The following is an 11,237-nucleotide window of genomic DNA, read 5'->3' on the forward strand; positions in this document are numbered from 1 at the left end:
GCTTCATGACCTATATCACCCCCGTCATCGCGCTGCATGGCGGCGCCGGGACCATCCTGAAATCCCGCATGACGCCCGAGCGTGAGGCCGCCTTTCACAACGGGCTGCGCAACTGCCTGGCGGCGGGACTGGAGGTGCTGCAAAAGGGCGGCACGGCGCTGGATGCGGTAACCGCCTCGGTGATGGCGCTTGAAGAGGATCCGCTGTTCAATGCCGGACGGGGCGCGGTTTTCACCTCGGATGCCACGCATGAGATGGACGCCGCCGTAATGGACGGAGCAGCGCGGGAATGCGGCGCGATCTCGGGGATTTGCGGGCCGCGTCACCCGGTTCTGGCCGCCCGCGCGGTGATGGAGCAAACCGATCACGTGCTTCTGTCCGGCGATGGCGCCCGCCGCTTTTGCGAGGCTTCGGGGCTGGAGATGATGGAGCCGGGCTGGTTCGGAACCGAACAACGCCGTGCCGCGCTGCAGGCCGAACTGGAACGTCGCCGCCTCGGCCAGCCTGACGACGGCGATCCGGCGCGCAAGCATGGGACGGTCGGCGCGGTGGCGCTGGATCGTTCCGGCCATCTGGCGGCGGCGACCTCGACCGGCGGCATGACGGCGAAGATACCCGGCAGGGTCGGTGACAGCCCGGTGATCGGCGCCGGCACCTGGGCCGATGACGAGACCGCCGCGGTCTCTGCCACGGGGCATGGGGAATATTTCATCCGTTGGGCGGTCGGGCATGAAATCGACGCCCGCATGCGTTGGGGCGGTCAGGCACTGGCGCAAGCCGCCGGGGATGTCGTCGCGGAACTGGGCCGGATCGGCGGCTCCGGCGGGCTGATCGCGGTGGATCGAAAAGGCAATATCTGCCTGCCCTTCAACAGTCCCGGCATGTATCGCGCATGGTCCGATGCGGATGGCGGCATCCATACGGGGATATATGGCGAGGCATGAGCCTTGGTTATATCCGGGCTGTCTTGCGGGGTGACATCCGGCAAGCCCCGGTTGCACCGGGTCCGCGGCCTTGCAACTCGGCCCGCCAGCATGGATGATAACGTCGCTCAGCCCAAAGGAGGCGCTGCATCGACATCATGCCCGATTTTCCGTTACTGCCCAACCCGCATGACCCCCGCCTGACCCGGCGCATCACCGGCACAGATCAGACGGGCGCGGAAACCACGCTTTCAGTGGTCGAGGAACGGCCGCTGACGATCTATCTCAACCGGCAGGAAATCGTCACCGCGATGACGATCGGCGATTATCCCGAGTATCTGGCCCTCGGTTTCCTGCGCAACCAGGGCATGTTGCGCGCCGATGACCACGTGACCGGGATCGATTACGACGACGAGATCGAAACCGTCGTCGTGCGGACCGAACGCGAGACGTCATACGAAGAGAAACTGCAGAAGAAGACCCGCACCAGCGGTTGCGCGGTGGGTACGGTTTTCGGCGACATGATGGAGGGGCTGGACGGCCTGACCCTGCCCCAATCCGAGATCCGCACGAGCTGGCTCTACGCGCTGGCCAAAGAGATCAACACCACGCCCTCGCTTTACCTCGAAGCCGGGGCGATCCACGGAACGGTGCTGTGCCAGCGCGACAGGCCACTGGTCTATATGGAGGATGTCGGCCGCCACAACGCGGTGGACAAGATCGCCGGATTCATGTTCCGCCATGATATCGCGGCCGCCGACAAGATCCTGTATACCACCGGGCGGCTGACCTCGGAAATGGTCATCAAGACGGCGCTGATGGGGATTCCCGCGCTGGCCTCGCGCTCGGGCTTCACCGCATGGGGGGTCGAGATCGCGCGCCGCGTCGGGCTGACCCTGATCGGACGGATGCGCGGCCAGCGCTTTACCTGTCTCAGCGGCGAAGAGCGCCTGATCCGCGATGCCGATCCGAAAAGCATCCCCGAAGAGGATCGCAAGCTGCATCGCAAGGCCGCGACATGAGCGCCCGCTTGGCGTTATCCTGGCGGGTGGGCTCGCAACCCGGATGGGCGGCGGCGACAAGGGCCTGCTGCGGATCGGGGGCAGTCGCTGCTGTCCCGGGTGATTGCGCGGCTGGAGCCGCAGGTCTCTGGCATTGCGTTGAACGCCAATGGCGATGCCGCCCGCTTCGCCGATTACGGCCTGCCGGTTCTGCCCGACGGCATCGGCGGCTTTCCGGGTCCGCTGGCCGGGGTGCTGGCCGGGCTGGACTGGGCAGCCGGCAAGGGCGCGGACGCGATCGTGACGGCCGCCGCCGATACGCCCTTTTTCCCCGCCGATCTGGTGCCACGGCTCTTGCTGGCTGCCAAGGGCAAAGACCATCCTCTCGCCATGGCCATAACCCCGCGCGAGGAAGGCGAAGCGCTGAAATCCGGAGGCAAGCACATCAACCGCCATCCCACTTTCGGGCTCTGGCCCGTGGCCCTGCGCGATGACCTGCGTGCAGCCCTGCATGACGGATTGCGCAAGGTCGTCTTGTGGACCGATCGCCACGATGCTGCCGAGGCATTGTTCCCCGCAGATCCTTTCGATCCGTTCTTCAACGTCAACACGCCCGAGGATCTGGCACGTGCCGAAGCCCTGGCGAATGAGGCTGCGACATGAAGCTTTACGGTATCACCGGCTGGAAAAACGCGGGCAAGACCGGCCTGATGGAGCGTCTGGTTACGGAAATCGCCTCACGGGGGTTGACCGTATCGACGATCAAGCATGCCCATCACGATACCGATATCGACCAGCCCGGCCGCGACAGCCATCGCCATCGCGAGGCGGGGGCACAAGAGGTCCTGCTGTCCACACCGCGCCGTTGGGCCCTGATGCACGAGTTGCGCGATACCAACGAGCCCTCGCTGGCCGATTTACTGCCTCGTCTCTCCCCGGTCGATCTGGTTCTGATCGAGGGCTACAAGCATGAGCCACACCCGAAGATCGAGGCTTATCGCCAGGTCATCGACCGCCCGCTGCTTGCCTCGAAGATCGAAACCATCCATGCCATTGCCGCCGACGGGCCGGTTGACACCGCGTTGCCGGTTTTCGACCTTGATGACACCATCGCCATTGCCGATTTCATCCTGAGCGAGGTTGAACGATGAAGACTGACAATTTCGCCATGCCGCAAGGGGTGGATTGGATCCCGGTCGATACCGCCCTGGGCCGGTTGCGCGATATCCTGCAACCGCTGGCCCGCACCGAGACCCTGGCAACGGCGCAGGCGGCGGGCCGCGTTCTGGCCGATGCCTGCATCGCCCGCCGCTCCAACCCGCCGCAGCCCAATTCCGCCGTTGACGGCTATGGCTTCGCCCATGCCGCCACCGGAGACGGACCGCAACGCCTGCCGCTGGTCGAAGGGCGCGCCGCCGCCGGGCAGCCACGGGCGCAGCCGGTTCCCGAAGGCAGGGCGATTCGCATCCTGACCGGGGCGACCCTGCCCGAAGGCGTCGATACCGTGGTGCTGGAGGAGGACACCACCATCGACGGATCGGCGGTCAGTTTCGACGGTCCGGTCAAACGCGGTAGCAATACCCGCGAGGCAGGCGAGGACGTCACCGAGGGCAGCCCCGCCCTGCCCGCCGGTCACAAGCTACGCGCGCCCGATCTGGCATTGCTGTCGGCGGTCGGGATCGCGCATGTGACGGTGCATCGCCCGTTGCGGGTCGGGGTGCTCTCGACAGGTGACGAAATCATCGCCGCGCCCGATCTGCCCGCCCTGCCACATCAGATCTGGGACGCCAATCGCCCCATGCTGCTGTCGCTGGCAGCCGGTTGGGGATATGAGCCCGTGGATCTCGGCCATGCACCGGATAGCGACAATGCCGTCAGGGAGCGCCTGGACGATGGTGCGCGGCGTGCCGATGTCATCCTGACCTCGGGCGGCGCCTCGGCAGGGGACGAGGATCATGTCTCGGCGCTGCTGAAATCGCATGGCACCCTGTCAAGCTGGCGTATCGCGCTCAAACCCGGACGCCCGCTCGCCTTGGCGACATGGGAGGGCGTGCCGGTTTTCGGATTGCCGGGTAATCCGGTCGCCGCGCTTGTCTGTTCGTTGATTTTCGCCCGTCCCGCCCTTTCGCTGCTGGCCGGAGCGGGCTGGACGGAGCCACAGGGCTTTGCCGTGCCCGCCGCCTTCGCCAAGCGCAAGAAACCCGGGCGGCGCGAATATCTGCGCGCCCGGCTGAACGCGGAGGGCCGGGCCGAGGTGTTTGCATCGGAAGGCTCGGGCCGGATCAGCGGGCTGAGTTGGGCCGATGGCCTGGTGGAACTGCATGACGGGGCCGCCGAGATCGAGCCGGGCGTCCCGGTCAGATATATCCCCTACGCTTCGTTCGGATTGGTCTGAACCCTATCCTTTGCGAATCAGATAGGCCCGCGCCTCGCCCTCATCCTGCTGTTCAAGCAATTCATGCCCGGACTCCGCGCAGAAATGGGGTATGTCGATCACCGCAGCCGGATCGGTCGCCACTACGCGCAATATCTCTCCCGTCGCCATGCCCTGCAGGCGCTTGCGCGCCTTCAGGACCGGTAACGGGCATAGAAGGCCCCGCGCATCGAGTTCTTGATCCCATGTCATGGGATCACTGATAGGCCCGGTCGTCGAGGCTGTCCATAACCCCGGCTCGATAGAGAATTTCTATCAAACAACGGAAAGTCGATATTGACCAACCGTGGTATAATGTCTCACAAACCCACGACGTCCCACCCGCAACGGCAGGAAAACATGGCACTCGATCAACAAAAAGGCATCTGGAGCTCGGGCCGCGGAAACGGCAAGGGGCGCGGCACACCCAAGGGCCGCCAACTGGATGATACCGCATGGGATCAGGTCAGGGCGCTTCTGGGCGACCGGCCGCGCCGCCGTGACCTGCTGATCGAGTTCCTGCACCTGATACAGGACGAATACGGTCATCTGTCGGCCCCGCATCTGCGTGCCCTGGCCGAGGAAATGCGGCTATCGATGGCCGAGGTCTGGGAGGTCGCCACCTTCTACGCCCATTTCGACCCGATCACCGAGGACGAAACCCCTCCGCCCGACCTGACCATCCGCGTCTGCGATTCGCTGTCCTGCGAGCTGGCCGGGTCCGAGGCCTTGCTGGAGGCGCTGCAATCGGGCCATGACCCGTCACGAATCCGTGTGCTGCGCGCGCCCTGCATGGGCCGCTGCGATACCGCCCCGGTGGCAGAGATCGGGCACCGCCATGTCGATTTCGCCACGCCGGAACGGATCGACCAGGTTATTGCCGGCGGTGATCTGCACCCCGTCGTCCCGGATTATGAGGGCTTCGAGGATTACCGCGCCGGTGGCGGCTACACCAGGCTGGCCGAGCTGCGCGATGGCGGCGACTGGCAGGAGGTGCAGCAGGAATTGCTGGATGCCGGACTGCGCGGGATGGGCGGTGCCGGATTCCCCTCGGGCAAGAAATGGGGCTTCGTGCGCGCCAATCCGGGACCGCGCTACCTTGCCGTGAACGGCGACGAGGGCGAACCGGGCACATTCAAGGACCGCTATTACCTCGAACGCCAGCCGCATCTGATGCTGGAGGGCATGCTGATCGCGGCATGGGCCGTCGAGGCAGAGAAATGTTTCATCTACATGCGCGACGAATATCCCGCCGTGCTGAAAATCCTGAAAAAGGAAATCGCTGCGCTCGAACAGGCAGGTATCGCGGAACCGGGTTACATCGACCTGCGCCGCGGCGCCGGAGCCTATATCTGCGGCGAGGAATCCGCGATGATCGAGTCGATAGAGGGCAAGCGCGGCCTACCCCGGCTACGGCCTCCTTATGTGGCTCAGGACGGCGTTTTCGGGCGGCCAACGCTGGTGCATAATGTCGAGACCCTGCACCTGATCGCACGCATCTGCCGCGAGGGGCCTGAAATCTTCTCTTCGGTCGAGCATAACGGCCGCAAGGGGATGCGCAGTTACTCGCTGTCCGGCCGGGTCGCCAATCCCGGCGTCTACTTCCTGCGCGCCGGCACCACCATCCGCGAACTGATCGAGGCCGCCGGAGGCATGGCCGAAGGTCACGAGTTCAAGGCCTATCAGCCGGGCGGGCCTTCCTCGGGCCTGCTGCCCGCCTCGCTGGACGATGTGCCGCTGGATTTCGATACCTTGCAGCCCCATGGCACCTTCATAGGCTCGGCGGCGGTGGTCGTCCTGTCCGACAAGGACAGCGCCAAGGAAGCTGCGCTCAACATGCTGCGTTTCTTCGAATCGGAAAGCTGCGGGCAATGCACCCCTTGCCGGGTGGGCTGCGAAAAGGCGGTCAAGCTGATGCAGGCGGATCAATGGGACCAGCCGCTGCTGAATGACCTTTGCGACGTGATGATCGATGCCTCGATCTGCGGGTTGGGCCAGGCTGCGCCCAACCCGATCCGGTTGGTGATGGAGCATTTCGCGGATGAAGTCGGCGGCAGCCGGAAAGATGGGGGCAAGGCATGAAGGATCATATCGACATCAAGCAGGTGACTTTCACGCTCGACGGCGAAGAAGTCACCGTCCCCGAAGGCACCACCATCTGGGAAGCCGCGCATGGTCGTGGCATCACCATCCCGCATCTGTGCCACAAGCCCGCGCCGGGCTATCAGCCCGATGGCAATTGCCGTGCTTGCATGGTCGAGGTCGAGGGCGAGCGGGTGCTGGCGGCCTCGTGCTGCCGTGCCGCCGCTGATGGCATGGTGGTGAAATCTGCCAGCGACCGGGCCGAGAAATCGCGGCGCATGGTGATGGAACTGCTGCTGGCCGATCAGCCCGACCGCGCCGAGGCCCATGATTCCGGCAGCCATCTGTGGGACATGGCGGAACTGAACGGGGTCGAGGAAAGCCGTTTTCCGAAGATGGAAAAGAGCCGCATCCCGCTTCTGGACGACAGCCATGTCGCCATGCGGGTCAACCTGGATGCCTGCATCCAGTGCAATCTCTGCGTCCGCGCATGCCGCGATGTCCAGGTCAATGACGTGATCGGCATGGCCGGGCGCGGGCATGACAGCTTCCCCAGCTTCGACATGGACGATCCGATGGGCGACAGCACCTGCGTCGCCTGCGGCGAATGCGTCCAGGCCTGCCCGACCGGCGCACTGATGCCCGCCACGGTTCTGGATGACAGGCAGCATGGCGACAGCCGCGATTTCGATGAAGAGGTGCAGTCGATCTGCCCCTTCTGCGGCGTCGGCTGCCAGGTCTCGCTGAAGCTCAAGGACGGCAAGGTCAAATATGTCGAGGGCCTCAACGGCCCCGCGAATGAGGGCCGGCTCTGCGTCAAGGGCCGCTTCGGCTATGATTATATCCACCACCCGCATCGCCTGACCAAGCCCCTGATCCGGCTTGAGGGGGTAGAGAAGGGGCTGAATGTCGACCCGGCCAACCCCTTCACCCATTTCCGCGAGGCAAGCTGGGAAGAGGCGCTGGATTTCGCGGCGGGCGGCATGGCGCGGCTGCGCGATTCCGAGGGCGGCGAGTCGGTGGCCGGTTTCGGCAGCGCCAAATGCACCAACGAGGAAGCCTACCTGTTCCAGAAACTGATCCGGCAGGGCTTCGGTCACAATAATGTCGATCACTGCACCCGGCTGTGCCACGCCTCGTCGGTGGCGGCACTTATGGAGAATGTCGGCAGCGGCGCGGTGACGGCCACCTTCAACGAGATCGAGAATGCCGATGTCGCCATCGTCATCGGCGCGAACCCGATCGAGAACCATCCGGTCGCCGCGACCTTCTTCAAGCAGTTCACCAAGCGCGGCGGCAAGCTGATCGTCCTGGACCCGCGCGCGCAATCGCTGAAACGCTTCGCCACCCATCTGCTGCAATTCCGCCCCGGCGCCGATGTGCCGCTGCTCAACGCGATGATGTGCGTGATCGTCGAAGAGGGGCTCTACGACCAGGACTATATCGACGGCTTCACCGAGAACTGGGAGGTCGAGAAGCAGCATCTCGCCGGTTTCGCGCCCGAAACGCTGGAGGATCTGACCGGGGTGGATGCCGCGTCGATCCGGGCGGCGGCGCGCGATTTCGCCACTGCGGAACGGGGCATGATCTTCTGGGGCATGGGGGTGTCGCAGCATATCCACGGCACCGACAACTCCCGCTGCCTGATCAACCTTGCCCTGATGACCGGCAATGTCGGCAAGCCGGGCACCGGGCTGCACCCCTTGCGCGGCCAGAACAATGTGCAGGGCGCGTCGGATGCCGGGCTGATCCCGATGTTCCTGCCCGATTACCGCGATGTGACGGATGATGGCGTGCGCTCTGCATTCACCGAGATCTGGCAATCGGGGGATTTCAGCGCCCAGAAGGGGCTGACCGTGACCGAGATCATGGATGCGATCCATGACGACAGGATCAAGAGCATGTATATCCTGGGCGAGAACCCGGCCATGTCGGATCCAGACGTGACCCATGCCCGCGATGCGCTCGCCAAGCTGGAGCATCTGGTAGTGCAGGACATCTTCCTGACCGAGACCGCCAATTACGCCGATGTCATCCTGCCCGCAGCCGCCTTTTATGAAAAGAACGGCACCGTCACCAACACGAACCGGCAGGTTCAGATGGGCCGCGCTGCCGCTACCCCGCCGGGAGAAGCGCGCGAGGATTGGCAGATCACCATCGATCTTGCCCAAAGGCTGGGGCTGGACTGGAACTATAGCCATCCCTCCGAGATCTTCGCCGAGATGAAGCTGGGCATGGCATCGCTGGACAATATCACCTGGGACCGGTTGGAGGTAGAGAATGCGGTGACCTATCCCAGCCTTTCGCCCGAGGATCCGGGGCAGAGCATCGTCTTTGGCGACGGTTTCCCGCGCGAGAGCGGCCGCGCCCGTTTCACCCCGGCCAGCGTCATCCCGCCGGACGAGCAACCAGATGCCGAATATCCGATGGTGCTGACCACCGGGCGGCAGCTTGAGCATTGGCATACCGGCTCGATGACCCGCCGCTCGCGCGTGCTGGACGCGGTCGAACCGCAGGCCAACTGCTCGCTGCATCCCTCGACCCTGCGCAAGCTGGGCGTGGAGGCGGGTGGTTCGGTGCGGCTGGCAACCCGGCGCGGAGAGATCACCCTGATGGCCCGTGCCGACCGCGCGGTTTCACCGGACATGGTGTTCCTGCCCTTCGCCTATGTCGAGGCGGCGGCCAATATCCTGACCAACCCGGCGCTGGATCCCTATGGCAAGATACCGGAGTTCAAATTCGCCGCCGTGAAGGTGACGGCGGCGTAAGGCACGGGGAGCCTGCGTCCCGCGATGACCGGGGAGCTTCGCGCCCCCCGGACCCCCGCGGGATATTTTCATGAAGAAGAAGCAGGGCTTTCATTCATGAGGGCCAACCCTCAATCCAGCCGGACATTCGGGCCGGAATAGACCTCTTGCGACGAGAATCCCGTTTCTCCAAGCACCAGCCACGCGCCAAGGCTGACGCCGATCATCACGATGAACCCGGCCAGAATGGCTTTCATGGCAATCTACTCCGCAGGCGTGGCGGCGCCTGCCGCCCTGGTTTTTTCTTCCTCGAGCCAGATCGAATGGTGCTGATGCGCCCAGGCCTCGTCAACCTCGCCGTCCTTCATCGCGTCGAAGGCACCCTCCATGCCGAGCGTGCCGATATAGATATGCCCGATGATCACCGCCATCAGGCCGAATGCGACGATGGCGTGCCAGAGTTGGGCATATTGCATCTCTTCCTGCGGAGATATCCGGACCGGCAGGGGATCCATACCAAGCCAGCCCGGCAGGCCGATATCGTTCAGGATACCGAAGGTCTTGGCAAATAGCGGCAGTTCGAAGGGAAACAGCAGCGACAGGCCGGAAAGCGAGATCGATCCGCCCAGCAGGATCACCGACCAGAAAACGATCTTCTGACCGGCGTTGAACTTCTTCGCCGGGGGATGGCTCTTGCCGATGATGCCTCCTGCATGGCGAAACCATGTCAGGTCAAGGCGGTTCGGGATGTTGTGCCAGACCCACATGACGAACACCATCACGAGGCCAAGGATGAAGGCCCATGCGACATTGTTGTGGATGAATTTCGACGCGAGCAGCAGCGTCGCGTTGACCTCGCGGCCCAGAAAGGGCGCGATGAACATCCGGCCCAACAGGCTGAGCAGGCCGGTCAGTCCCAGAAGGATGAATGACCCGGCCAGCAGCCAATGCGCCATGCGTTCCACGAATTTGAACCGGGTAATGGTGCGGCCGGACATGCCGCCTTCGACCCTTACCCGGCCGCGCAGCAGGTAGAAGACCGCCAGCAGGACGATGGTGCCCAAAAGCAGCCAGCTTCCATATTTCACCAGCGGCCCCTGCCGGAATTCCAGCCACCACATGCCGCCGTCCTGCACAAGGATCTTGCCGGTCTGGTTCCGGGTCGAGACGGTGATATCGGCCTTGCCGTAACGCACCGCCCGCCACAGGTCCGAATCCGATGCGCCGCCCAAGGGGCCGAGTTCCGGCACAGTCGCGGCATCGCCGCCGATATTGTCGCTTCGGAAACTGTCATCGACAGGTTGCTGGTTCTGCCTGCGCAGAATGTCATCCAGCGTCTGCGCCCCGCCGGTGGCGGAGCGGTCGATCTCGGCCTCCTGCGCGGGGGCGCTGGCAGGCAGGACCAGCATGATGATCGCGAGAACGGCCAGCAGATGGCGCAGCATGGTCAACTCTCCCGACAGGACATCAGGGCGCCTTGCGTTCATAGGCGGTGCCCCAGCCCCATGCGCCCGATCCGAAGCCGCGGGCCACCACCCTTTCGCGATAGATCTCGGACACGGTATCGCCATCCCCTGCCAGAAGTGCCTTGGTCGAGCACATCTCGGCGCAGATCGGCAATTTACCTTCCGCGATCCGGTTGCGGCCATATTTGGCGAATTCGGCGGCGGAGTTGTTTTCCTCGGGTCCACCGGCACAGAATGTGCATTTGTCCATCTTGCCGCGCGATCCGAAATTGCCCGCCTGCGGATATTGCGGCGCACCGAAGGGGCAGGCGTAAAAGCAGTAACCGCAGCCGATGCACAGGTCCTTGGAATGCAGGACCACGCCATCCTCGGTCTGGTAGAAGCAATCCACCGGGCAGACCGCCATGCAGGGCGCGTCGGAGCAATGCATGCAGGCGACCGAGATCGAACGCTCGCCCGGTTTGCCGTCCTCGATCGTCACCACGCGGCGCCGGTTGATCCCCCAGGGCACCTCATGTTCGTTCTTGCAGGCCGTCACGCAGGCATTGCATTCGATGCAGCGTTCGGCGTCGCACAGGAATTTAGCTCTTGCCATGTCCCAATCT

Annotated in this window: 10 protein-coding genes and 1 pseudogene; 7 read left to right on the forward strand and 4 right to left on the reverse strand. The window is 64.2% G+C overall.

Features of this window, described 5'->3' with window-relative positions; all coding sequences use genetic code 11:
• Positions 1–5: 5 nt before the first annotated feature.
• The 5 genes and pseudogenes from A7A09_RS09020 to A7A09_RS09040 all read left to right on the forward strand — a co-directional run bounded on the left by A7A09_RS09020 (position 6) and on the right by A7A09_RS09040 (position 4,319).
• Positions 6–944 carry an isoaspartyl peptidase/L-asparaginase family protein gene (locus tag A7A09_RS09020; protein WP_106691101.1) on the forward strand — a complete coding sequence of 313 codons (939 nt, stop codon included), beginning with the start codon at positions 6–8 and terminating at the stop codon, positions 942–944.
• A 137-nt stretch (positions 945–1,081) separates the two neighbouring features.
• On the forward strand, positions 1,082–1,945 hold the full coding sequence (locus A7A09_RS09025) for a formate dehydrogenase accessory sulfurtransferase FdhD (protein WP_106691102.1): 864 nt from the start codon (positions 1,082–1,084) through the stop codon (positions 1,943–1,945).
• A gap of 43 nt (positions 1,946–1,988) precedes the next feature.
• Positions 1,989–2,587, forward strand: a pseudogene (mobA, locus tag A7A09_RS09030) (molybdenum cofactor guanylyltransferase MobA).
• Complete coding sequence (mobB, locus tag A7A09_RS09035; RefSeq protein ID WP_106691103.1) at positions 2,584–3,075, forward strand: molybdopterin-guanine dinucleotide biosynthesis protein B; 492 nt, start codon at positions 2,584–2,586, stop codon at positions 3,073–3,075. The pseudogene mobA and the gene mobB overlap by 4 nt, the downstream one beginning before the upstream one ends.
• Positions 3,072–4,319: a molybdopterin-binding protein gene (locus A7A09_RS09040; protein WP_106691104.1), complete on the forward strand. Its 1,248-nt coding sequence runs from the start codon at positions 3,072–3,074 to the stop codon at positions 4,317–4,319. The genes mobB and A7A09_RS09040 overlap by 4 nt, the downstream gene beginning before the upstream one ends.
• 3 nt (positions 4,320–4,322) lie before the next feature.
• On the opposite strand, the gene tusA is transcribed toward A7A09_RS09040, so the two are convergent.
• Complete coding sequence (tusA, locus tag A7A09_RS09045; protein ID WP_106691105.1) at positions 4,323–4,550, reverse strand: sulfurtransferase TusA; 228 nt, start codon at positions 4,548–4,550, stop codon at positions 4,323–4,325.
• A gap of 147 nt (positions 4,551–4,697) precedes the next feature.
• On the opposite strand from tusA, the gene A7A09_RS09050 reads away from it, so the two are divergent.
• Entirely contained in the window at positions 4,698–6,419 is a 1,722-nt protein-coding gene (locus A7A09_RS09050; RefSeq protein WP_106691106.1) for an NAD(P)H-dependent oxidoreductase subunit E, read from the forward strand.
• The gene (gene fdhF, locus A7A09_RS09055; protein ID WP_106691107.1) at positions 6,416–9,187 is read left to right on the forward strand and encodes a formate dehydrogenase subunit alpha; all 2,772 of its coding nucleotides are present in this window, start codon (positions 6,416–6,418) and stop codon (positions 9,185–9,187) included. Before A7A09_RS09050 ends, fdhF begins: the two co-directional genes overlap by 4 nt.
• 110 nt (positions 9,188–9,297) lie before the next feature.
• Here the strand turns inward: fdhF and A7A09_RS21835 are convergent, their stop codons facing one another.
• From A7A09_RS21835 to fdh3B, 3 genes are read right to left on the reverse strand one after another with little or no spacing between them, the layout of a single operon-like run.
• Positions 9,298–9,423 (reverse strand): hypothetical protein, encoded by a 126-nt coding sequence (locus A7A09_RS21835; protein WP_281277460.1) that lies wholly within the window; start codon positions 9,421–9,423, stop codon positions 9,298–9,300.
• Positions 9,424–9,429: 6 nt separating this feature from the next.
• On the reverse strand, positions 9,430–10,611 hold the full coding sequence (locus tag A7A09_RS09060; protein WP_106691324.1) for a formate dehydrogenase subunit gamma: 1,182 nt from the start codon (positions 10,609–10,611) through the stop codon (positions 9,430–9,432).
• A 22-nt stretch (positions 10,612–10,633) separates the two neighbouring features.
• Complete coding sequence (gene fdh3B, locus A7A09_RS09065) at positions 10,634–11,227, reverse strand: formate dehydrogenase FDH3 subunit beta (RefSeq protein WP_106691108.1); 594 nt, start codon at positions 11,225–11,227, stop codon at positions 10,634–10,636.
• Positions 11,228–11,237: the final 10 nt, after the last annotated feature.

Source organism: Paracoccus methylarcula (assembly GCF_003007735.2).
Taxonomy (GTDB): domain Bacteria; phylum Pseudomonadota; class Alphaproteobacteria; order Rhodobacterales; family Rhodobacteraceae; genus Paracoccus; species Paracoccus methylarcula.

Coding starts and splice junctions, on each gene's coding strand:
- A7A09_RS09060 (WP_106691324.1), bottom strand. CDS start 10,611: ATGCTGCGCCATCTGCTGGCCGTTCTCGCGATCATCATGCTGGTCCTG.
- A7A09_RS09050 (WP_106691106.1), top strand. CDS start 4,698: ATGGCACTCGATCAACAAAAAGGCATCTGGAGCTCGGGCCGCGGAAAC.
- fdh3B (WP_106691108.1), bottom strand. CDS start 11,227: ATGGCAAGAGCTAAATTCCTGTGCGACGCCGAACGCTGCATCGAATGC.
- A7A09_RS21835 (WP_281277460.1), bottom strand. CDS start 9,423: ATGAAAGCCATTCTGGCCGGGTTCATCGTGATGATCGGCGTCAGCCTT.
- A7A09_RS09040 (WP_106691104.1), top strand. CDS start 3,072: ATGAAGACTGACAATTTCGCCATGCCGCAAGGGGTGGATTGGATCCCG.
- tusA (WP_106691105.1), bottom strand. CDS start 4,550: ATGACATGGGATCAAGAACTCGATGCGCGGGGCCTTCTATGCCCGTTA.
- A7A09_RS09020 (WP_106691101.1), top strand. CDS start 6: ATGACCTATATCACCCCCGTCATCGCGCTGCATGGCGGCGCCGGGACC.
- mobB (WP_106691103.1), top strand. CDS start 2,584: ATGAAGCTTTACGGTATCACCGGCTGGAAAAACGCGGGCAAGACCGGC.
- A7A09_RS09025 (WP_106691102.1), top strand. CDS start 1,082: ATGCCCGATTTTCCGTTACTGCCCAACCCGCATGACCCCCGCCTGACC.
- fdhF (WP_106691107.1), top strand. CDS start 6,416: ATGAAGGATCATATCGACATCAAGCAGGTGACTTTCACGCTCGACGGC.